22 protein-coding genes are annotated in these 20,345 nt (G+C 72.8%); 11 read left to right on the forward strand and 11 right to left on the reverse strand.

Features of this window, described 5'->3' with window-relative positions; translation table 11 throughout:
- Positions 1-17: 17 nt before the first annotated feature.
- The 4 genes from BUB75_RS23215 to BUB75_RS23230 form a co-directional block, all read right to left on the reverse strand.
- Positions 18-713, reverse strand: coding sequence for a DUF3618 domain-containing protein (locus BUB75_RS23215; protein WP_073259901.1), 696 nt, complete (start codon positions 711-713; stop codon positions 18-20).
- Complete coding sequence (locus BUB75_RS23220; protein WP_073259902.1) at positions 689-1,108, reverse strand: phage holin family protein; 420 nt, start codon at positions 1,106-1,108, stop codon at positions 689-691. Before BUB75_RS23220 ends, BUB75_RS23215 begins: the two co-directional genes overlap by 25 nt.
- Positions 1,105-2,190 carry an ATP synthase subunit B family protein gene (locus BUB75_RS23225; protein ID WP_073259903.1) on the reverse strand — a complete coding sequence of 362 codons (1,086 nt, stop codon included), beginning with the start codon at positions 2,188-2,190 and terminating at the stop codon, positions 1,105-1,107. The genes BUB75_RS23220 and BUB75_RS23225 overlap by 4 nt, the downstream gene beginning before the upstream one ends.
- Positions 2,191-2,264: 74 nt before the next feature.
- Positions 2,265-2,756 (reverse strand): TspO/MBR family protein, encoded by a 492-nt coding sequence (locus BUB75_RS23230; protein ID WP_073259904.1) that lies wholly within the window; start codon positions 2,754-2,756, stop codon positions 2,265-2,267.
- Between the two features lie 78 nt (positions 2,757-2,834).
- Between BUB75_RS23230 and BUB75_RS23235 the strand changes: the two genes are divergently transcribed.
- On the forward strand, positions 2,835-4,091 hold the full coding sequence (locus BUB75_RS23235; protein WP_073259905.1) for an FAD-binding protein: 1,257 nt from the start codon (positions 2,835-2,837) through the stop codon (positions 4,089-4,091).
- On the opposite strand, the gene BUB75_RS23240 is transcribed toward BUB75_RS23235, so the two are convergent.
- Positions 4,072-5,715, reverse strand: a complete 1,644-nt coding sequence (locus BUB75_RS23240) for a cation:proton antiporter (RefSeq protein ID WP_073259906.1) — start codon at positions 5,713-5,715, stop codon at positions 4,072-4,074. The genes BUB75_RS23235 and BUB75_RS23240 overlap by 20 nt on opposite strands.
- A gap of 77 nt (positions 5,716-5,792) precedes the next feature.
- On the opposite strand from BUB75_RS23240, the gene BUB75_RS23245 reads away from it, so the two are divergent.
- On the forward strand, positions 5,793-6,128 hold the full coding sequence (locus BUB75_RS23245) for a hypothetical protein (RefSeq protein ID WP_073259907.1): 336 nt from the start codon (positions 5,793-5,795) through the stop codon (positions 6,126-6,128).
- A gap of 163 nt (positions 6,129-6,291) precedes the next feature.
- Complete coding sequence (gene ftsH, locus BUB75_RS23250; RefSeq protein WP_073259908.1) at positions 6,292-8,187, forward strand: ATP-dependent zinc metalloprotease FtsH; 1,896 nt, start codon at positions 6,292-6,294, stop codon at positions 8,185-8,187.
- A 53-nt stretch (positions 8,188-8,240) separates the two neighbouring features.
- Here the strand turns inward: ftsH and BUB75_RS23255 are convergent, their stop codons facing one another.
- On the reverse strand, positions 8,241-8,735 hold the full coding sequence (locus BUB75_RS23255; RefSeq protein WP_073259909.1) for an SRPBCC domain-containing protein: 495 nt from the start codon (positions 8,733-8,735) through the stop codon (positions 8,241-8,243).
- The gene (locus BUB75_RS23260) at positions 8,713-9,078 is read right to left on the reverse strand and encodes an ArsR/SmtB family transcription factor (RefSeq protein WP_073259910.1); all 366 of its coding nucleotides are present in this window, start codon (positions 9,076-9,078) and stop codon (positions 8,713-8,715) included. The genes BUB75_RS23255 and BUB75_RS23260 overlap by 23 nt, the downstream gene beginning before the upstream one ends.
- A gap of 73 nt (positions 9,079-9,151) precedes the next feature.
- Between BUB75_RS23260 and BUB75_RS23265 the strand changes: the two genes are divergently transcribed.
- Together BUB75_RS23265 and BUB75_RS23270 are read left to right on the forward strand one after the other, a co-directional pair.
- A complete protein-coding gene (locus BUB75_RS23265; protein WP_073259911.1) occupies positions 9,152-10,171 on the forward strand; it encodes a DNA topoisomerase IB in 1,020 nt (339 codons plus the stop codon).
- Positions 10,172-10,226: 55 nt separating this feature from the next.
- Positions 10,227-10,880 carry a peptidyl-tRNA hydrolase gene (locus BUB75_RS23270; RefSeq protein ID WP_073259912.1) on the forward strand — a complete coding sequence of 218 codons (654 nt, stop codon included), beginning with the start codon at positions 10,227-10,229 and terminating at the stop codon, positions 10,878-10,880.
- Here the strand turns inward: BUB75_RS23270 and def are convergent.
- Both def and BUB75_RS23280 read right to left on the reverse strand, forming a co-directional pair.
- The gene (gene def / locus BUB75_RS23275) at positions 10,877-11,485 is read right to left on the reverse strand and encodes a peptide deformylase (protein ID WP_084741622.1); all 609 of its coding nucleotides are present in this window, start codon (positions 11,483-11,485) and stop codon (positions 10,877-10,879) included. The two genes, BUB75_RS23270 and def, sit on opposite strands and share 4 nt — an antisense overlap.
- Before the next feature lie 42 nt (positions 11,486-11,527).
- Positions 11,528-12,091 (reverse strand): sigma factor-like helix-turn-helix DNA-binding protein, encoded by a 564-nt coding sequence (locus BUB75_RS23280; protein ID WP_073259913.1) that lies wholly within the window; start codon positions 12,089-12,091, stop codon positions 11,528-11,530.
- Between the two features lie 120 nt (positions 12,092-12,211).
- Between BUB75_RS23280 and glnT the strand changes: the two genes are divergently transcribed.
- The 6 genes from glnT (at position 12,212) to BUB75_RS23310 (ending at position 17,490) form a co-directional block, all read left to right on the forward strand.
- The gene (gene glnT / locus BUB75_RS23285; RefSeq protein ID WP_073259914.1) at positions 12,212-13,555 is read left to right on the forward strand and encodes a type III glutamate--ammonia ligase; all 1,344 of its coding nucleotides are present in this window, start codon (positions 12,212-12,214) and stop codon (positions 13,553-13,555) included.
- A gap of 24 nt (positions 13,556-13,579) precedes the next feature.
- Positions 13,580-14,452: a class II glutamine amidotransferase domain-containing protein gene (locus BUB75_RS23290; protein ID WP_073259915.1), complete on the forward strand. Its 873-nt coding sequence runs from the start codon at positions 13,580-13,582 to the stop codon at positions 14,450-14,452.
- On the forward strand, positions 14,440-15,171 hold the full coding sequence (locus BUB75_RS23295; RefSeq protein ID WP_084741623.1) for a GltB/FmdC/FwdC-like GXGXG domain-containing protein: 732 nt from the start codon (positions 14,440-14,442) through the stop codon (positions 15,169-15,171). Before BUB75_RS23290 ends, BUB75_RS23295 begins: the two co-directional genes overlap by 13 nt.
- A 10-nt stretch (positions 15,172-15,181) precedes the next feature.
- Positions 15,182-16,489 (forward strand): FMN-binding glutamate synthase family protein, encoded by a 1,308-nt coding sequence (locus tag BUB75_RS23300; RefSeq protein WP_073259916.1) that lies wholly within the window; start codon positions 15,182-15,184, stop codon positions 16,487-16,489.
- Positions 16,490-16,503: 14 nt separating this feature from the next.
- Complete coding sequence (locus tag BUB75_RS23305) at positions 16,504-17,139, forward strand: helix-turn-helix domain-containing protein (protein ID WP_073259917.1); 636 nt, start codon at positions 16,504-16,506, stop codon at positions 17,137-17,139.
- A gap of 81 nt (positions 17,140-17,220) precedes the next feature.
- Entirely contained in the window at positions 17,221-17,490 is a 270-nt protein-coding gene (locus BUB75_RS23310; protein WP_073259918.1) for a hypothetical protein, read from the forward strand.
- Between the two features lie 12 nt (positions 17,491-17,502).
- Here BUB75_RS23310 and BUB75_RS23315 read toward each other — a convergent pair whose 3' ends face one another.
- On the reverse strand, positions 17,503-18,207 hold the full coding sequence (locus BUB75_RS23315; protein ID WP_073259919.1) for a response regulator transcription factor: 705 nt from the start codon (positions 18,205-18,207) through the stop codon (positions 17,503-17,505).
- A complete protein-coding gene (locus BUB75_RS23320) occupies positions 18,200-20,287 on the reverse strand; it encodes a sensor histidine kinase (protein WP_073259920.1) in 2,088 nt (695 codons plus the stop codon). The genes BUB75_RS23315 and BUB75_RS23320 overlap by 8 nt, the downstream gene beginning before the upstream one ends.
- Positions 20,288-20,345 lie beyond the last annotated feature (58 nt).

Raw genomic sequence — 20,345 nt, forward strand, 5'->3', positions numbered from 1 at the left:
GGCCGCCGTCGTGGTGGTTACTGCCGGGCGGTGTCCTGGACGTTCCCGGCCCGGTCCTTCGCCTCGCCCTTCAGCTCCTCGGCGTGACCGGTCGCGGTCTGCTTGACGTCCTGCGCCGCGCCGACCGCGGTCTCCTTCACCTGTTGGGCGGCGTCCTTCGCAGGTTCCTTGAGGTTGTCGGCGACCTCCTTGGCCTTCTCGCCGACCGCCTGACCGGCCTGCCGGACCGGCTCCTCGGCGCGCTCGCGGAGAGCGGCGCCCGCCCGCCGCTCGGGAGCGGAGGCCGGGATGAGGCTGGACGCCAGCCAGCCGATGCCGAACGCGATCAGCCCGGCGGCCAGCGGGTTGCCCTCGGTGTGACGCCGGGCGGCGTCCGCGGTGCCGCTCGCCGCGTCGGCCGCGGAGTCCTTCGCGCTCGCCACCGAGTCCTTGGCGCTCGCCGCGCGGTCGGCGAGGCCGTGGCCGGCCTCGGACGCCCGGTCGTGCGTGCCGTGCGCGAGGTCGGCAGCCTTCTCCTTGGCCGTGTCGGTGACGTCGGATGCCGTCCCCATGATCCGCTCCTTCGCCGTTGACGCCGCGTGGGTGACCCGTCCGACCTGCCGCCGGGCGGCCTGTCGCGGGCTGACCTTCTCGACCAGCGCGTCGACGTCGTCGCCGAGCCGCATCCGCTGGCGCATGATGTCCCGCTCTATGCGTTCCTGTTCTGCACCCACCGCACGTCCTCCTTCACGGTCTCGACCGTCCGCTTCGGAACCGGGTTCACGGCGCGGATCTTCTTCCGGCCGTACGCCGCGAGTGCGGCCGCACCGGCGGCCCAGAGCACTCCGACGATCAGCGCTGCCCAGCCCACCGGGATGACCGCCCCGAGGCCGTACATCACCGCGAGCGAGACGAACAGCAGTGCCAGCCAGCCGGCCACGCCGGCGCCGCCGAACGCGCCGCCCGCCTTTCCGGCTTTCGTGACCTCGGCCTTGGTCTCCGACTTGGCCAGCGCGATCTCCTGGCGGATCAGCGTGGTGAGGTCGTCGGCGACGTTGCGGACCAGGTCACCGACCGAGGCGTCCGATACCGTCCTGGGCGGCTCGCCCGGGACGTCGGCGGCGGTCACGGTCGGTCCCCGCGGTGCGACGGGTCGGGGTAGGCGCCGCCCTGGCCATCCGGGTCACGCACCGGCTCGGGGTGTACCGGGTCGGAGGCCAGCGGGTCGGGCTGGACCGGGCCGGTGTGCGCCGAGCCCGGCTGCACCGGGTCGGAGAAACGCGGGTCGGTGACCGGCGCGGCGGGCGGAGGCGGCGGATAGCCGGTCTCCCCGTAGCCGGGCTCCCCATAACCGGGCTCCGCAGAGCTTTCGCGGTACGCGGTGTCGCCGGAGACGTATCCGGCGTCACCGGGGGCGCCGGGAGCCGGACGACCCGGCGTCGGTCCGCCCGGTGCGTGCCGTCCGGGCGGATACGGGTCGGAGCCGGGCGTGTACCCGGATGCGTAGTCGGTCGTGGCCCGGGTGCCCGGCGCCTGCGGTACGACCGGGGGCACAGGCTGGGCAGGCGGTACTTCGGCGACGCCGATCGCGGTGTCGTCCAGGTCCCGCGCGGGCGCAGCCGGGATCGTCTCGGTGGTCCCGACCCCGAGGCCGGAGTAGGTGGTCGACGTGCCGGTATCCGCGATCGAGGCCCGGTATTCACCGGAGTCGGACGCGCCCTCGCCGGACGCCGCGGAGACGCTGCGGAACACCCGGCCGGCCACCACGCCCGCCGCACCGGCGAGCAGCAGGAACGTGCCTGGCCGACGGCGGGCGAACGACCGGACGTCCTCCAGGATCGCGTCCGGGCCCTTCGCGTCGAGGTAGTCGGCGAACCGGCGCGTGTAGTCACCGGCCCGTTGGGTGAGTTCGGCGGTCAGCGCCGAGTGCTGATCGCGGCCGGACCCCAGCTCGTCGCCGGTGGTCCGGAGCGCGCTGACGAGACGCTGCCGCTGCGCGTCGACCTGACCGCTCACCTCGTCCTTCGTCGTGCGGAGGAGGTCGGCGGCCTGCGCCTTGGCTTCGCCGGCCACCTGGGACGCTTGGTCGCTCGCGGTGCGGGCGACGTCCGAACCGGCGTCCTTGGCGCTGGACGCCAGCGCGGTTCCTTCCTGCTGTGCGGTGCCCGCCGTCTCACGGGCCCGATCGGTCGTGCTGGGCGTGCTCGTCATGGCAACCCCTGGGGGCAATCGGGGATCGGTCCCCGGGAGAGTGTCCGGGCCGAGACGTGGGAAACCTGTCGCTCTCAGTTAGACGTCCACAACGCGAAGTTGAGCGCGGCGGCGTACCCGACCCAGGCGAGGTACGGGACCAGGAGCAGGCCCGCCGGTCGGCTGCGCCGGGCGAACAGCACCGCGGTCGCCAGGATCACCAGCCACAGCACGGTGATCTCGGCGAACGCCGCTCCCGGCTGCTCACCGGCGAAGAACAGCCAGGTCCACGCCGCGTTAAGCACCAGCTGGCCGGCGTAGAGCGCGAACGCGGCCGGCGCCGCCCGGAAGCCGCCCCGCCGCCAGGCGAGCCAACCGGCGATCCCGATCAGCGTGTAGAGCACCGTCCATACCGGTCCGAACAGGCCGCTCGGCGGCGCCCACGCCGGCCGGTCCAGCCCGTTGTAGTACGTGCCGGCATCGACGCTGGCCAGGCCGCCGACCGCCGCGGTGGCGAACGCGGCCGCGAGGAACCCGATTAGGGCGACCCCGTCGTGGCGGGTCATCGACAGTCCGTGTGATGCCATTTCGGTCCCCTCCTACCGGTGGTGACCCCGTGATGCCCGCCGGGGTGGCGTTAATGCGAGGCATGGAAGGCTGATGCCATGGCCACCGCACAACCCCTCACCAACTGGGCAGGCAACGTCGCGTTCTCCACCGCGACACTGCACCGGCCGACCAGCGTCGACGAGGTGCAGGAGGTGGTCGCCGCGGGCGAGCGCCTCCGCGTCCTGGGCACCGGGCACTCGTTCAGCACGGTCGCCGACACCCCCGGCGCGCTGCTCACGGTGGCCGACCTGCCGCGCCGGATCGAGATCGACGCCGACCGGCGCTCGGTCACGGTGAGCGCCGGGACCCGGTTCGGGGAGCTGACGCAGGTGCTCGACCCGGCGGGCTGGGCGCTGCACAACCTCGGCTCGCTGCCGCACATCAGCGTCGGCGGCGCGGTGGCGACCGGGACGCACGGCTCCGGCATCACCAACGGCGCGCTCGCCGCGGCGGTCAACGCGCTCGAGATCGTGGTGCCGAGCGGCGATCTGAAGCGCCTGGAACGCGGCGACGCGGACTTCGAGGGGTCGGTGGTCACGCTCGGCTCGATCGGCGTGGTGACCGCGCTCGGCCTCGACATCCAGCCGCGCTACGAGATCGAGCAGCGGGTCTACGACCGGATGTTCCTGTCCGCGCTGCGGGTGAACCTGCACGAGGTCCTGACGTCCGCGTACAGCGTCAGCGTGTTTCTGACCTGGCGGCGACCGTTCGCCGAGCAGGTGTGGGTCAAGCACCGCACGGACGGTGGTGCGTGGCCGCACGGACGGGACTGGCTGGGCGCGACGCTGGCGCCGAGCCAACGCAACCCGGTGCCCGGCCAGGACCCCGGCTTCGCCACCCAGCAGGGCGGCGTCCCCGGGCCGTGGAACGCGCGGCTGCCGCACTTCCGGCTGGAGTTCACGCCGAGCGCGGGGGACGAGTTGCAGACCGAGTACCTGCTGCCGATCGAGAACGCGGTGCCCGCGCTGGACGTGCTGACCGGCCTCGCCGACCGGCTCGGGCCGGTGCTGCACGTCAGCGAGATCCGGACGGTCGCGGCCGACGAGCTCTGGCTGTCCGAGGCGTACCGGCAGGACAGCGTCGCGCTGCACTTCACCTGGCTGCCGGACCCGGCGGCGGTCGACCCGGTCCTCCGCGCGCTGGAGGCCGGGCTGGCGCCGCTCGGCGCGCGCCCGCACTGGGGAAAGGTGTTCGCGATGGAACCGGCGGCGGTCGCGGCGCGCTACCCGCGTTTCGCCGACGCCCAGCAGCTGATCCGCGGGTACGACCCGGACGGCAAGTTCCGCAACGCGTTCACCGAACGCTACCTGTGACGGGCTCGGCCGCGGCCTGGCGACGGTCGATTCGTTCGAGGACGATCTGCGCCGCCTCGTCGTCCAAATCGCGCTGTACGACGGCCAGCGCCAGCGCGTCCCGCTGCCGGTCGAAGTAAGCGTCGGTCCCCTCGTCGTTGCCGGACCCTGCGGCCAGGGCCGCCACCGCCGTCGCGCGCGCGAGCGCGTCGGCGGCCTCGCGGTCCTCCTCGGTGGTGTCGATCCGCAGCCACCGGGCGAGCAGCGGCAGCGTCGGGCCCTGGATCAGCAGCGTGCCGATCACGACGACGTACGCCAGGAACTGCAGCAGCGTGCGGTGCGGGAACGGCTCACCCGCCTCGGTGACCAGCGGGATGCCACCGGCGGCGCCGAGCGTGACGATGCCGCGCATCCCGGTCCAGGACACCAGCGCCTGCTCGCCCCAGCTGAGCACCGCCGGGAGGCGCCGGCTGCGCATCGGACCGCGGGGACGTGCCGAGGGTCCCTGGCCGCGCAGACGGCCCGGACGACCCCGACGCCGCTGCCGGCGCTGGAGGCGCTCCAGCGCGCGTTGCCTGCGGCGCACCATCAGCTCCCGCCAGCGCGGATCCTCCAGCCGGCGGTAAAACGCCTGCATCGCGAGCAGCCGGCGGCCGAACACCACCGACACCCAGAGGTACCGCACCGCGATCACGACCAGCAGCAGGACGACGCCCGCGAGAACGGCCCGTCCGAACGGCTCCCCGGACTCCCGCAGCTCCTCGATGACGAACCGCAGCTGCAGCCCGGTGTAGGCGAACACGAACGCCTCCAGCAGCGACCCGAGCACCGGCCAGACCTCGCGCTCGGTCATCCGGGTGCGGTAGTCCAGCCGCTGCCGCCGGCGGTTGCCGAACGCCGAGTCGACGCTGACCGAGAACCCGGCCATCACGACCGCGAGGACGCCGGACGCGTGCACCTCCTCGGCTGCCAGGTAGGCACCGAACGGCAGGATCAGGCCGACCGCGGTGGCCAGCGTCGGGTCGAGGTAGTGGCGCAGCAGCGTGGCCAGGTTGCCGAGCAGCGTCCCGATCAGGATCCCGGCGGCCGCGGAGTAGAGGAACAGCAGGACCGGCTGGTCGATGAACGACGCCTCACCGGACGTCCACCCGACCGTGATCGTGAACAGCGTCAGCGCGGCGGCGTCGTTCACCAGGCTCTCACCGGTGAGGATCGCGCTGACCCGGCGGGGGAGGCCGATCTCGTCCCCGTGGCTGGTGATCGTCACGGTGTCCGGCGGCGCGACGATCGAGGCCAGCACGAACGCGACGCTCACACCGACGGCGGGCAGCAGCCACGCGGTCGTGTACCCGACGGCCAGCGCGGTGAGCAGCACCAGCCAGACTCCGAGCCCGATGATCGATCGCAGGTTCCGGACGAAGCTGAAGAACGAGAACTCCAGCGCGGCCGCGTACAGCAGCGGCGGCACGACCAGGCCGAGGATCAGCTCCGGGTGCAGCTCCAGGCGCGGTAGGCCGGGCAGGAACGACACGGCTGCTGCGGCGACCAGGATGAGCAGGCCCGGCTGGGCGTTGATCCGGCGTCCGAACTCCGAGATCGCGATCGCGCCCAAGGCGAGGAGTACCAGCAGGATCCCGGCGTTCACCCGACGCACCCTCCGTTCTCAGCCGTCCGCTCGTTACAGTGGCGGATCGGAATCCCCGGAAGACGGAGCGACACGGCGTGGCGGAGAACAAGGCGGCGACGAACCCGCGGCGCGGGCGGCTGATGCTGGTCGTGCTGCTCGCCGTCGGGATGTTCGCCGCGGTCGGGTCGCTGGCCGCGGCCTACGTCAGCGGGGACGACCGGCAGCCCGCCGCCACGGCCACGGCGACGGCGAGCGCGTCACCGACCGCCTCCCCGATGACGAGCGAGGAGGCCCGCGCCGAGTTCTACCGGCAGCATCCCCGAGCGACCGGCTGGTGGCAGTGGGTGCTGATCGGTGGGCTGGTGGCGCTACTCGCGGTGATTGGGTGGCTCCTGTTCACCCGGCCCCGCCCGGAGAACCGGAAGACGTAAGTCGACCGACTGAGGCCGGTGCGCGCGGTCGGTGACAAACTTGCCACCGTGACCCGCCTCTTCCCCTCAGCGGTGTGCTCATGACTGAGTGCCCCGGGCGCCTCCGCCGCTCCGCTCCTCGCGCGCTAGGGCTCGCTTCGATGCTCACTTCGGAGACGCCCTCATGACCCCACCCGCAAAGTCCGGCCCACCCAAGGATCGCCCGCCGGCGCCTGCCCCCCCGCCTCCGCCGGGCTGGCGACGGTTTCTCATCCCGATCGGCATCGCGCTCACGCTCATCCTGCTGTTCTTCCCGTTCGGCGGGATGGGCGTGAAGAGCGTCGACTACGGGACGCTGACCGAGCAGATCAACGCCAAGCACGTCGAGAGCCTGGAGTTACGCGCCGACGGCACGATCACCGGCACGTACCGGAAGAGCTTCGAGGACGGCGCCGAGTTCGAGTCGCACTATCCGACCGGCCTCAACGGCCCGGACCAGGCGTTCCTCACCGCGGTGCGCGACCCGGAGATCGTCCCGCACTTCACCGCCACCGGCGCCCGCAGCTCGTTCCTGAGCATCCTGCTGTCGTTCGCGCCGCTGCTGCTGTTCATCGGCTACTTCTGGTGGATCGGACGCCAGGCCAAGCGCGGCGCCCAGCTCGGCGGCTTCGGCGGCATGCTCGGCGTCGGCAAGTCACCGGCGAAGGTCATCGACGCGGAGCGTCCGGAGACGACGTTTGCGGAGGTGGCCGGGTACGAGGGCGTCAAGCGGGACGTCACCGAGGTCGTCGACTTCCTGAAGAACTCCGAGAAGTACGCGGCGGCCGGTGCGGTCGGCCCGAAGGGCATCCTGATGTCCGGGCCGCCCGGTACGGGTAAGACGCTGCTCGCCCGCGCGGTGGCGGGGGAGGCGGCGGTGCCGTTCTTCGCGGTCACCGGCTCGTCGTTCGTCGAACTGTTCGTGGGTGTCGGGGCGTCCCGGGTGCGGGACCTGTTCGCCGACGCGCGGAAGCGCGCGCCGTCGATCATCTTCATCGACGAGATCGACGCGATCGGCCAGCGCCGGAACACCGGCGGATTCGCCAGCAACGACGAGCGTGAGCAGACGCTCAACCAACTCCTGGCCGAGATGGACGGATTCGACCCGTCCACCGGCGTCGTGGTGATCGCCGCGACGAACCGGCCGGAAACGCTCGACCCGGCGCTGCTGCGTCCCGGGCGGTTCGACCGGCAGGTGACGGTGCCGCTGCCGAACCAGGCCGAGCGCGAGGCGATCCTCGGCGTCCACGCCCGGGGCAAGCACCTGGCGTCCGACGTCGACCTGAACGCGACCGCGCGGGCAACGCCCGGATTCTCCGGCGCGGACCTCGCGAACCTGCTCAACGAGGCGGCGATCGTCGCGGTGCGTGACGGGCGGGCCGAGGTCAGCGCGGCGGACCTGTCGCAGGCCAGGGACCGGGTGCTGCTCGGGCAGCGGCTCGGGTCGAACTTCCTGCTGCCGAACGAGAAGCAGAGCGTGGCGGTGCACGAGTCCGGGCACGCGCTGGTGGCCGCGTTCTCGCCGGCCGCCGACCCGGTCGACAAGGTGACGATCCTGCCCAGCGGGATGGCGCTCGGCGTCACCGAGCAGCTGCCCGAGGCCGAGCGTCACCTGTACTCGGCCGAGCAGCTCACGACGACGCTCTCGGTGCAGCTCGGCGGGCGGGCGGCGGAGCTGGTGGTGTTCGGTCAGGGCTCCACCGGTGCCTCGAACGACCTGGCGAAGGCCACCGACCTGGCGACCCGGATGGTGCGGGAGTTCGGGCTGTCGCCGAAGCTCGGCCCGGTCGGGTACGGCAACGACCAGCCGCAGTACCTGGGCGTCGGCGGCCACGACCGGGAGTACAGCGAGGCGACCCAGCGGGTGGTGGACGAGGAGGTCGCGCGCCTGCTCCGGGAGGCGGAGGCGCGGGCCATCGACCTGCTCACCCAGCACCGCGCGGCGCTCGACGAGCTCTCCGCGCAGCTCCTGGAGCACGAGACGGTCGATGGACGCACCGTGCACGCGATCGCCGACCGGGCGCTCGCCGCGACTGCCTGACCGTCGCCCGTGAAACGCGGATCGGTCCAGCCCTGGCTGGACCGATCCGCATCTCATTCGGCGGCCTTCGGGGCGTAGTCGTCCCAGGGTGGGAGGGGCTCGCCGGCGACGGTGGCCACGAGGCGGTCGAGGTACCAGCGCCAGCCCGCTTCCACGTCGGTGGCGTCGAAGCCGGCGGCCAGGCGCTGGGTGAACTCCAGCGTGGTGCCGTCCGCGTGGGGCGCCAGCGTCACCGCGATGTGCCACGCACCACCGTCCTCGGACGGGAAGTCGACGACCAGCCGGGTCGGCGGTGAGCAGTCGAGGATCTGCACGGTGACCGGCTGCGCCTCCTCGCCGCCGGCGTCCATCTCGCCGGTGACCGTGAACTCGACGGTTCCGCCGGTCCCGCCGGTGCCCTCGTAGTGGCCGATCCAGCGCGCCAGCCGGTCCGATTCGGTCACCGCCGCCCACACGTCCTCGATCGGATCGGGGAACACACGACGGAGTACCAGCGTCTCGGTCCCGTCGTTGTTCGGATGTACCTCACCCAGCGGACCGGTTGTCATCCGCCATCTCCTTCGCTCGGGTCTTTCGTCCTCGGCGCAACTCGGTGCTCAGCGCGTCCAGCCGCGACGCCGGGCCGGGCAGCGACCGCGGTACCGGCGTCACGTTCCGTAGCCAGGCGTCCACTTCGGCGAGTGGGGCAGCATGCAGGCGGTAGACCCGCTCCTGCCCGTGCACTTCGGAGCGGACCAGCCCAGCCTCCCGCAACACCCGCAGGTGGCGGCTGACCGCCGGGCGGCTGATCGGGAACCGCGCCGCCAGCGTGCCGACCGTGGCCTCGCCGCCGCCCAGCACGGCCAGGATCTCCCGGCGCACGGGGTCACCCAACGCTTCCCAGACGGACACGCGGAGAAGCGTAACAGAACACTTATATAAGGTTGGTAGATAGGACGGTGCGTTTCCGGGTATCCGGGCGCCCATGGCACGCGTTCGGCTGCGGCGCAGCGACCTCTCCCGGCCCGGCTACACGCGCCGGCGCTCCGGCAAGGGCTGGCGCTACTTCGACACCGACGGCACGCGGCTGACCGACCCCGAGGAGATCGCGCGGATCAAGGCGCTGGTGATCCCGCCCGCCTGGCGCGATGTCTGGATCGCACCGCGCCCCAACGGGCACATCCAGGCGGTGGGAACCGACGACGCCGGTCGCCGGCAGTACCGCTACCACGACGTCTGGCGCGAGAAGCGGGACGCCGAGAAGCACGACCGGGTGCTGGAGGTCGCCCGCAGGCTGCCGAAGCTGCGCAAGACCGTCGCCCGGCACCTCGAGCACCGCGCGCTCGACCGGGAGCGGGTGCTGGCGGCGGGCGTCCGGCTGCTCGAACTCGGGCTGTTCCGAATCGGCGGCGAGGAGTACACGGAGGAGAACGGAAGCTTTGGGCTGGCGACGATCCGCAAGAAGCACGTCTCGCTGCACCGGGGCGCGGTGCTGTTCTGCTATCCGGCCAAGAGCGGCATCGAGCGGACGATCGAGGTGCACGACGACGCGGTCCGCAAGGTCGTGCTCGCGCTCCGGCGTCACCAGGACGAGGAGGACGATCTGCTCGCCTACCGCAGCGGCGGGCGCTGGTACGACGTCAAGAGCGCGGACATCAACGACTACCTGCGCGATAACGCCGGGGTCACGATCACCGCGAAGGACTTCCGGACCTGGCACGCGACCGTGCTGATGGCGGTGCAGTTAGCGCTGGCCGGCGAGCCACCGGACGCCGAGCGGGCGCGGCGCAAGGTCGTGCGGGCGGCACTGGAGGAGGTAGCCGAGTACCTCGGCAACACGCCCGCGGTCGCGAAGGCGTCCTACGTCGATCCGCGGGTCGTCACGGCCTACGAGGACGGCCGGTCGATCCGGCCGACGCTCGACCGCCTCGCCACCCAGGACGCAAGTGCGCTGACCGCCCAACCGATGGTCGAATCCGCCGTGCTCCGGCTGCTCGCGCGCTGACCGCGGGGCCGAAACCGCCGTGCTTCGGCTGCTGGCCGATACATAGACTGCCGGGGTGAGCGACGTCGAACGGGTGCTGCCGCTGGTCGTCCGGGTCGAGCGGGCCGAGCCGCCCACCCGCACCGACGCGCTGGAGGCCGCCGCGCGCGCCGTGCTGGTGATGGTCACGACCGCGGAGCCGGACTGGCGGGACGCCGTCGACGCCTGGCAGGGCAACCGGATCCGCAAGGTGGTGCGCCGGGCGCGGGGCTCGGAGTGGCGCCGCGCCGCCGAGCTGCCCGGCGTCACCGTGCAGTCCGGTACGGCGGAGGTGCGCGTGTACCCGCCGATCCCGGTCGACGAGTGGCCGCGGGACCTGGCGCGGCTCCAGGTGAGCGGCACCGAGCTGGACGATCCGGCCGCGCCAGGCGTGCCGGACCCTGGCACGCCCCTCGTCCTGCTCTCGCCGGACGTCGAGATGACCGCGGGCAAGGCGATGGCGCAGGCCGGGCACGCCGCTCAGCTGGGGCTTTGGTCGCTGGACCCCGCGGTGGCGGCGCGCTGGGCCGCCGACGGTTTCCCGCTCGCGGTGCGGACGGCGTCCGGGGCACAGTGGGCCGCCGCGCGGCGATCGGGCGCCCCGGTCGTGCGCGACGCCGGGTTCACCGAGGTGACGCCCGGCAGCGCCACCGCTGCGTTCGTGTTCGCTCCGGCGCCGGTGGCGCGCTAGGCCTCGCGGGGTTTGCCCTCCGACCACGGCGGCATGGTCCCGGCGGCGATCCGCTCGGCATTCGCGCTCAGCACCGCCTCGCGCTCGTCCGGCCCGAGCTTGTCGACGTAGAGCAGCCCGTCGAGGTGATCGGTCTCGTGCTGGAGGCACCGCGCCAGCAGCCCGGTGCCGTCCACCCGGATCGGTCGTCCCTCCAGGTCCTGGCCGGTCACCGACGCCCGGGCGGGCCGGGCGAGCGGCGCGAACTCCAGCGGCAGCGACAGGCAGCCCTCGTCGTCCTTGTCCAGGTCGACGCCCGGTTCCGGCGGGACCACGACCGGGTTCACGATCGCCCCGACGTGGTAGAAACCGGTCTCGTCCGGGCAGTCGTAGACGAAGACGCGAGCGTCCACGCCGATCTGGTTGGCGGCGAGCCCGACGCCCTCGGCGGCGTCCATGCTCTCGAGCATGTCGGCGACGAGCTGCTTGAGCCGGTCGTCGAATTCCGTCACGTCCTGGCAGCGTCGGTGCAGGACCGGGCTGCCGTGCACGGTGATCCGGTGCGGTCGGCCCTCGGGCAGGCCGACCGCGGCCGCCCATTCGTCGATGTCGAGTTCTTTCGGCACCCTCGCATTATCCCGGCCGAGTCATGAGCAGCCGGATTCACCTCACCGGCGCTCACGTTCGGAAAATTCCAGGTCGAGGGCGTCGAGGATCTCCGGATCGGCCAGGATTTCGACCGCGTGGACGCGCCGGCCGATGACCGTGATGTCGAACACCTCGCGCGGAGGACCGGACACCGCCCCCGGCCGCCCGTCCACCAGCGCCGGAACCGCGGACCCCGCCCGGTCGAGGAGCACCTCGGCGACGTCCCCGGCGCCCCGCACGAGCCCGCCGACGTCCCCCCGCGGGACGGCGTCGGCGCGCAGGACGACGTCCGGGTCGAGCACGGCGAGCAGGCCCGCGTAGTCGCCGTTCCGGGCCGCGGCGAGGAGCGCGTCGACCACGGCGGGATCCGCGGACGCGCGCGTACCCCGCATCTGCCGCCGCGCCCGCGCGGCCAGCAGGCGAACGGTCGCGGGGGAGCGGCGCATCAGCGGCGCGATCGCGTCGAACGGCACCGCGAACAGGTCGTGCAGCACGAACGCGAGCCGCTCGGCCGGTTCGAGCTGCTCCAGCGCGACGAGCAACGCGGGCCGGACGGCGTCAGCCACCTCACGGATGTCTTCCATCTCCCCTAGACGGCCGGGCCCGGCGGGATGTGACACGTTACCGCCGCGAAACCCACCGCGCGTCTCACAGCGGGAGACTACGTTTCACGCTAGGACACAGCGAACCCCTCGGGAGCCTCCATGACGCTCGACGTGCCCGCCCCGCCGACCGCCCCCGCCCCCGCGCCCGCGCCCGCGCCCGCGCAGGGCCTGACGGCCCGTGCCACCCACGACGGCGTGAAGTTCCTGCTGGCGCTGTTCGTCGACCTCACCGGCAAACCCTGCGCGAAGCTCGTCCCGGTCGAGGCCGCAGACATCCTGCAGCACGAGGGCGTCGGGTTCGCCGGGTACGCGGTGGGCGCGCTGGGCCAGCAACCGTCCGACCCGGACGTTATGGCGATTCCGGACCTGACCAGCTACACCCCGCTCCCGTGGGTGCGGGAGGACCTCGCGCTCGTCCACTGCGACCCGTACGTCGAGGGCACACCCTGGCCGTTCGCGCCGCGCAACATCCTCAAGGCGGTCCTCGGCTCGACCGAACTCGAGCTGTTCGCCGGCGCCGAGGTGGAGTACTTCCTGGTCCACCGGGACGACACCGGCCGCCTGACGCCGGCGGACGCCCGCGACACCGACGCGCAGCCCTGTTACGGCGCCCGCGGCCTGACCCGGATGTACGACCACCTCACCGACGTCTCGACCGCGATGAACACGCTCGGCTGGGGCAATTATGCGAACGACCACGAGGACGGCAACGGCCAGTTCGAGCAGAACTTCGCCTACGCCGACGCGCTGACCACCGCCGACCGAGTGATCACCGCCCGCTATTTGATCTCGGTGCTCGCCGAGCGGCGCGGGATGACCGCCACGTTCATGCCGAAGCCGTTCGCCGACCGCACCGGCTCGGGCCTGCACCTGCACCTCTCGCTCTGGCGCGGTGGCGACCCGCTGTTCCCCGGCGAACGCGACCACGGGCTGTCCGGGCTGGCCCACCAGTTCCTGGCCGGGGTGCTCGAGCACGCCCACGCGCTGCAGGCCGTGCTCGCCCCCACGGTGAACTCGTACAAGCGCACCGGCGCGGTCTCCACCCGCTCCGGCGCGACCTGGTCACCGCGGCAGCCCAGCTACGGCGGCAACGACCGCACGCACTACGTCCGGATCCCCGAGGGCAACCGGATCGAGCTGCGCGGCGCCGACGGCTCGGCCAACCCGTACCTGGCGCTGGCCGCCACGCTCGCCGCCGGGCTGGACGGCGTCACCCGCGACCTCGACCCCGGCGCGACCGGCGCCAGGACCCGCCCCGACCTCCCGCCGACGCTCCTGCACGCGGTCGACGCGCTGGCCGCGGATCCGGTGGTCAGCGGCGCGCTCGACGCCGCCGGCCCGGGCGTTGCGGCGTACTTCGGCGAGCTGAAGCGGGCCGAGTTCTTCGACTGGCACGGCACGGTCGGCTCCTGGGAGCACGACCGGTACCTGACCGCGTTCTGAAGGGCTGTGTTCGAAGGAGTATGTATGTGCGGAATCGTCGGACTCCACCTGCGCGACCCCGGGCTGTATCCCCGGCTCGGCGCGCTGCTGGAGGGCATGCTCTGCCAGGTCGCCGAGCGCGGGCCCGACTCGGCGGGCGTCGCGATCTACGGTGACCGTCGCCGCTGCCCTGCCGGGTTCGCCGCGGTGTCGCTCCTGGGCGCCGGACCGTCGGTCCGGTCGGTCCACCCCGAGGCGGTGGTGACGGTCGCGGGTGACACGACCGTGGTCGCGGCCCCCCTCACGACCACTGCCTTGGCGGACGCTGTGCGCGCGGCCGATTCGGGGGTGCGGATCGTCGGGGTCGGCACCGACTTGACCGTCTACAAGGGAACCGGCTCCCCACAGGACTTGGCGCGTACCTACGATCTGGTCAACGCGTCCGGCTGGCAGGGGCTGGCGCACACCCGGATGGCCACCGAGTCGGCGGTCACCCCGGAGGGCTGCCACCCGTTCTCGGTGGGCGCGGACCAGTGCCTGGTGCACAACGGGTCGTTCGCGAACCACGCGACGATCCGCCGTGACCTGCAGCGCGACAGCGTGGTGTTCGACTCCGACAACGACTCCGAGGTCGGGGCCCGGTTCGTGGCCCGGCAACTCGAGCAGGGTGTCGACCTGGAGAAGGCGCTCACGCTCCTCTGCGAGCGGTTCGACGGGTTCTACACGTTGCTGGTGACCAGCGCGGACGGCTTTGCGGTGGTGCGCGACGCGATCGCCTGCAAGCCCGCGATCATCGCCGAGACCGCGGCGTGGGTCGCGATGGCGTCGGAGTTCCGGGCGCTGGCGACGCTCCCCGGCATCGAGTCCGCGCGGATCTACGAACCCGAGCCGGAGAGGGTCTACGCATGGCAGCGCTGAACACGGACGCGCGACCGACGGCCGAGCCGGATGGTGCCAGCGCGGCGGGCGGTGTGCGCACGATCGATCTGCGCGCGTCGAGCGTCCGCCACGTGAACGCGGAGCTCCACGACCCGCAGACGCAGGCCTACGAGGTGTTGCACCCGCAGGGGGCGCACGCCCTGGCCGCCGGGGTGCGGCACCCGATCAGCGTGGACATCCGCGGGCACGCCGGGTACTACGCGGCCGGCATGAACGACGGCGGGACGATCACCGTGCACGGCAGCGCGGGCACCGGGGTCGCGGAGAACATGATGTGCGGCACTGTGCGGGTGCACGGCGACGCGTCGCAGTCCGCGGGCGCGACCGGGCACGGCGGGCTGCTCGTGATCGACGGTTCGGCGTCGATGCGCTGCGGGATCTCGATGAAGGGCATCAACATCGTCGTCGGCGGCGACGTCGGGCCGATGAGCGCGTTCATGGCGCAGGCCGGGCGGCTGGTGGTCTGCGGCGACGCCGGGGACGCGCTGGGCGACTCGATCTACGAGGCGCGGCTCTACGTCCGGGGCGCCGTGGGGTCGCTGGGCGCGGACTGCGTCGAGAAGCCCGTGCGCGCCGAACACCTGGCCGAGCTGGCCGATCTGCTGAAAGCCGCCGGGCTCGACCACGATCCGGCGTCGTTCCGGCGGTACGGCTCCGCCCGGACGCTGTACCACTTCGCGTCCTCCAACACGTACTAGGAGCGTCGGCATGATCGATCCGTCGTTGCGGGAGTCCGCGACGTTCGACCGGGCCACGATCGCGGCGATCCAGCGCGCCGCGGAGACCGGGGTCTACGACATCCGTGGCTGGGGCGCCAAGCGTCCGCTGCCGCACTTCGACGACCTGGTGTTCCTCGGCGCGTCGATGTCGCGCTACCCGCTGGAGGGGTATCGGGAGCGCTGCGACACCGACGTGGTGCTCGGCGACCGCAACGCGAAGTACCCGCTGCACCTGGACATCCCGATCACGATCGCCGGGATGAGCTTCGGCGCGCTGTCGGCGCAGGCGAAGGAGGCGCTGGGACGGGGGGCCTCGGCGGTTGGTACGTCGACGACGACCGGCGACGGGGGCATGACCCCCGAGGAGCGGGGCCAGTCCAAGCACCTCGTCTACCAGTACCTGCCGTCGCGCTACGGGATGAACCCCGCCGACCTGCGCAAGGCCGACGCGATCGAGGTCGTGCTCGGGCAGGGCGCCAAACCCGGCGGCGGCGGCATGCTGCTCGGCCAGAAGATCTCCGACCGCGTCGCGGCGATGCGCACGCTGCCGGCCGGCATCGACCAGCGGTCAGCGTCCCGGCACCCGGACTGGACCGGCCCCGACGACCTCGCGATCAAGATCCTCGAGCTGCGCGAGATCACCGACTGGGAGAAGCCGATCTACGTCAAGGTCGGCGCGTCCCGCACCTACTACGACGTGAAGCTCGCGGTCGCGGCGGGCGCCGACGTCGTCGTGGTCGATGGCATGCAGGGCGGCACCGCCGCTACCCAGGACGTCTTCATCGAACACGTCGGCATCCCGACGCTGGCCGCGCTGCCGGAGGCGGTGCAGGCCCTGCAGGAACTCGGGATGCACCGTCGTGTCCAGCTGATCGTGTCGGGCGGGATCCGGACCGGCGCGGATGTGGCGAAGGCGCTGGCGCTGGGCGCCGACGCGGTGGCGATCGGGACCGCGGCGTTGATCGCGCTCGGTGACAACTCCCCGCGCTACGCCGCCGAGTACCAGGCGCTCGGGTCGGCGGCCGGGTTCTACGACGACTTCCAGGACGGGCGCGACCCGGCCGGGATCAGCACCCAGGATCCGGAGCTGGCCGCGCGGCTGGATCCGGTGGCGGGCGGGCAGCGGCTGGCCAACTACCTCCGGGTCCTGACGATGGAGGCGCAGACGCTGGCCCGGGCGTGCGGCAAGTCGCACGTGCAGCACCTGGAGCCCGAAGACCTGGTCGCGCTGACGATCGAGGCGGCGGCGATGGCGCGGGTGCCGCTGGCGGGCACGTCCTGGGTCCCGGGACGCTGAGTAGTGTGACGGGTATGGGTGACGAGCCGCACGGACCGGCGGCGCGGGAGGTCGATGAGCCGGCCGGTGAGGAGGGCCGGCTCGAGCGGGCGATCGGCGCGCAGCTCCGGCGCATCCGGCTGGCGTCCGGGCAGACGCTCGCCGAGATGGCGGTGCGCACCGGCATCTCCAAGGCGATGCTCTCGAAGATCGAGAACGCCCAGACCAGCTGCAGCCTGACCACGCTGGCCCGGCTCGCCGACGCGCTCGACGTGCCGGTGACCTCGCTGTTCCGTGGTGCGGACGCCGAGCGCGAGGCGGTGTTCACCCCGGCCGGGAGCGGGGCGCGGATCGTCCAGCGCGGCACCCGGGTCGGTCACGACTACACGCTGCTCGGCGCGCTGCGCGGTCCGCACAAGCGGATGGAGGCGCACCTGGTGACGCTCACCGAGCGCAGCGAGAAGTTCCCGCTGTTCCAGCATCCCGGCACCGAGCTGCTCTTCATGCTCGAGGGCGAGATGGTGTACGGCCACGGCGAGTCGAGCTACACGATGCGGCCGGGCGACGCGTTGCAGCTCGACGGCGAGGGCACGCACGGGCCGCAGGAACTCGTCGAGCTGCCGATCCGCTTCCTCTCGGTCGTCGCCTACGGCGAGATCGGCGGCGAGTGATCGCGATAGGACGCCGCCGGTCTGGGTACGGACTCCGCGAGGCGCTTCCCGGGCGGGAGGCGCCGGGAGAGGAGCCTGGCGATGAGCGAGACGCCGCAGGACCCGGCAGCGCACGAGCGCAGCGGCCCGGACGTCGCTTCCGCGATCGGTGCCGCCGAGAACGACAGCGCCCTGCACGAGACCCACACCCATCCCGAGCGGACGAAGAGCGGCGAGGCGCACGTCGAGCAGTCCGCGGGTGACCCGGAGATGACCGGGGCGCCGACGGAGGCCGAGCCGGTGCCGCGCTCGGCCGCGGAGGCCCAGTCCGTGCGCGGCGCCCGCGTCTCCGACCAGGTCGCCGGCGACTAGGCCGGCCGACGCTCACTCGGGGCGGGGGCTGCCGTCGCGGAGGAACGTGAGCACGGCCGCGACTCGGCGGTGCACCTGCTGCTCGGAGGAGAGCCCGAGCTTGCCGAAGATCGCGTTGATGTACTTCTCCACCGACGACTCGGACACCGAGAGCCGCTGGGCGATGCGGGCGTTGCCGTGCCCCTGCGCCATTTCTCGCAGGACGTCCAGCTCCCGCGGGGAGAGGCGCGCCAGCGGTGACTCCCGCAGCCGAGCCCGGCGGGCGACCAGCGCGTCGACGACCTGCGGGTCGACCACCGAGCCTCCGCTGGTGACTTCACGCAGCGCGGCCAGGAGTTGTCGCAGATCGCCGACGCGGTCTTTGAGCAGGTACGCGAGCCCGGCGGTGCCGTTGCGGAACAGCTCGAACGCGTAGGCCTCGTCGGCGTACTGCGACAGGATGACCACGCCGACCCGCGGCGCCGACGCGCGGATCGCGTGCGCGGCGTCGATGCCCTCCATCGCGCGTCCGGAGTCGGTGTCGCGGCCGGGCGACGGCATCCGGATGTCGGTCAGCACCGCGTCGGGGCGGGTGCGCCGGACGGCGTCCAGAAGGTCGGTGGCGGAACCCACCGCGGCGAGCACGCGCACCGCGTCGGACTCCTCGAGCAAGCGCCGGGTGCCCTCGCGCACCAGGTAGTTGTCGTCGGCGAGGACGATCCCCAGCTGCTCAGTCATCGGGCGCCTCGACCGGGATCTCCGCGTGCAGCACGGTGCCGTGGCCGGGCGTGCTGTCCACCCGGAGCACACCGCGGACGATCGAGATGCGATCGGCGAGGCCGGTCAGCCCCAGGCCGCGCGGGCTCGCCGGGTCGAAGCCGTGGCCGTCGTCGCGCACCTCGACCGTGAGCCGCCCGTCGGGTTGGTCGAGCGCGACCCGCACCCGGCAGGCGTCGGCGTGTTTGACGACGTTCGTCAGCGCCTCGGACAGCACGTACCAGGCCGTGGCCTCGACGTGCTCGGGGTAGCGGACGCCGCGGAGGCAGGCGTCCGCCTCGATCACGGTCTCCAGCGGCAACCGGGTGGCCTGCGCCTCGATCGCCTCCAGCAGCCCCTGGTCGGCCAGCACCGGGGGGTGGATCGCGTGCGCGAACTCCCGCACCTCGTGCAGCAGCGCGGCCAGCTCGTCCTGCAGGGAGGCGAGCAGGACGTCGGCGGACGGGTCACCGCGGCGCAGCCGTTCCCGGGCCATCGCAAGCGTGGTGGTCAGCACGACGATGTCCTGCTGGACGCCGTCGTGGAGGTTCCGCTGGATCCGGCGGCGCTCGGCGTCCTGCGCGGTGACCAGCCGTAACCGGGACGCGGTCAGGTCGGCGGCCTGGCGCCGGATCACCTCCACCCGCGCGGTCAGTTCCGCGGTGAGGTAGAGGTTGCGCACGGCCGGCGCGGCCTGCGTCGCGAGGTGCCGCAGCAACCGGCGGTCCTCGTCGAGAAGGTGGCCGTCGCGCCGGGGTCCGCATTCGATCCAGCCGAGCGGCGCTCCTCCCTCCGCGAGCGGGACGACGAGCTCGGGATCCTCGGTGCGGTCGCCGGCGAGCCCCTGGGTCGGCAGCGCGGCGGGGCGGTCCGGGAGGTCCAGGCGGACGCGGACCCAGCGGAGCCCGAGGCCGGTGCGGACCGCTTCGGCGAGTCCGGTGAGCAGGTCCGCGGACCGGGGCGCGGAGTCCAGCGCGGCGCCGAACGTCGTGAGCACGCGATACCCGTCCAGCCGGGGGCCGAACACCCAGCGTGCCGCCATCCGCTCGACCCGCCGCTGCGCCGGTTGGAACAGCAGCCCGGCGGCGGCCACGAGCACGACGACGGCGCCCAGCGGGAGGAACTCCGCGGCGAACGCGCCCAGCGTCGCGGCGGCGGCCACGTAGGACGTGGCGATCAGCGTCCAGAGGAGCCGGTAGCCCATCGACCGGCGCAGCGGCTGGTCCGGCACGAACAGACGCCAGTCGGCGTCCAATCCGGCGACCAGCGCACCCAGCGAGAGCGTGAGCGCGATCGGCCAGAGGACGATCAGCGCGAGATCCGCCGCGCGGCCGTCGATCGCGAAGGCGACCGCGATGACTCCGCCCCACACCACCAGCGCGGCGCCCGCGCCGAAGAGCAGCAGGAGCCGGATCCCGCGCCGCTCCTCGGAGGACGTCCGGCGGTACCGCAGCGCGAGCAGGACGAAGCCGATCAGCGAGCCGAACACGCAGAGGTACCGGAGCCACTCGGTCACCGCCGCCGCCGGTGCGGTGGCCGCGACGTACAGCGGACTCGCCAGAACCGGAACCCCCGGCGTCGGGAACATCGGCGACGCCATCGTCGGGTGCGTGACCGCGTACAGCATCGGCAGCACCGCCGCGAGGACCACCGCGATCCGGAGGACCCACCGCTCGTACGCGCGTTGCGGCCTGCCGGTCGGGAAGAGCCCGATCAGGCCGAGTGCGCTGACCGCGGTGGCGTTGTCGACCCAGTCGCGGGCCAGCGCGAGCGTCCAGGCGTACGAGCGGTCGCCGAACGCGGGAAGGAGCGAGTCGCCGACGCAGACCGAAAGCTCGAACATGGCGCCGCTGGCCAGCAGCCACTTCCACCCGGCGCCGTCGGGATGGCGGACCGCGCCGACGAGGCCGGCGACCAGGAACGGCGTCGGTCCGACGATGACCCAGCCCGCGTGCGCACTGTCCCCGACCGACAGATCGACGACCAGCGCGACGACGAACGCGGCGCCGCCGATCCCGGCCAGCACCAGGATCCACCGCGGGAGTGACGGGACGCGCCGCATCCCGTCAGTGTGGGCGGGTTCGCGTTGGGTGACCATCCGGTAGGCCCCCAACCGAGTC

Source organism: Cryptosporangium aurantiacum, from assembly GCF_900143005.1.
GTDB lineage: Bacteria > Actinomycetota > Actinomycetes > Mycobacteriales > Cryptosporangiaceae > Cryptosporangium > Cryptosporangium aurantiacum.

Excerpts from the sequence above, each read along its gene's own strand:
- BUB75_RS23290 (WP_073259915.1), top strand. The coding sequence starts at position 13,580 with ATGTGCGGAATCGTCGGACTCCACCTGCGCGACCCCGGGCTGTATCCC.
- BUB75_RS23315 (WP_073259919.1), bottom strand. The coding sequence starts at position 18,207 with ATGACTGAGCAGCTGGGGATCGTCCTCGCCGACGACAACTACCTGGTG.
- BUB75_RS23225 (WP_073259903.1), bottom strand. The coding sequence starts at position 2,190 with ATGACGAGCACGCCCAGCACGACCGATCGGGCCCGTGAGACGGCGGGC.
- BUB75_RS23295 (WP_084741623.1), top strand. The coding sequence starts at position 14,440 with ATGGCAGCGCTGAACACGGACGCGCGACCGACGGCCGAGCCGGATGGT.
- ftsH (WP_073259908.1), top strand. The coding sequence starts at position 6,292 with ATGACCCCACCCGCAAAGTCCGGCCCACCCAAGGATCGCCCGCCGGCG.
- BUB75_RS23265 (WP_073259911.1), top strand. The coding sequence starts at position 9,152 with ATGGCACGCGTTCGGCTGCGGCGCAGCGACCTCTCCCGGCCCGGCTAC.
- glnT (WP_073259914.1), top strand. The coding sequence starts at position 12,212 with ATGACGCTCGACGTGCCCGCCCCGCCGACCGCCCCCGCCCCCGCGCCC.
- BUB75_RS23320 (WP_073259920.1), bottom strand. The coding sequence starts at position 20,287 with ATGCGGCGCGTCCCGTCACTCCCGCGGTGGATCCTGGTGCTGGCCGGG.
- BUB75_RS23280 (WP_073259913.1), bottom strand. The coding sequence starts at position 12,091 with ATGGAAGACATCCGTGAGGTGGCTGACGCCGTCCGGCCCGCGTTGCTC.
- BUB75_RS23255 (WP_073259909.1), bottom strand. The coding sequence starts at position 8,735 with ATGACAACCGGTCCGCTGGGTGAGGTACATCCGAACAACGACGGGACC.
- BUB75_RS23310 (WP_073259918.1), top strand. The coding sequence starts at position 17,221 with ATGAGCGAGACGCCGCAGGACCCGGCAGCGCACGAGCGCAGCGGCCCG.
- BUB75_RS23305 (WP_073259917.1), top strand. The coding sequence starts at position 16,504 with ATGGGTGACGAGCCGCACGGACCGGCGGCGCGGGAGGTCGATGAGCCG.
- BUB75_RS23235 (WP_073259905.1), top strand. The coding sequence starts at position 2,835 with ATGGCCACCGCACAACCCCTCACCAACTGGGCAGGCAACGTCGCGTTC.
- BUB75_RS23300 (WP_073259916.1), top strand. The coding sequence starts at position 15,182 with ATGATCGATCCGTCGTTGCGGGAGTCCGCGACGTTCGACCGGGCCACG.
- BUB75_RS23230 (WP_073259904.1), bottom strand. The coding sequence starts at position 2,756 with ATGGCATCACACGGACTGTCGATGACCCGCCACGACGGGGTCGCCCTA.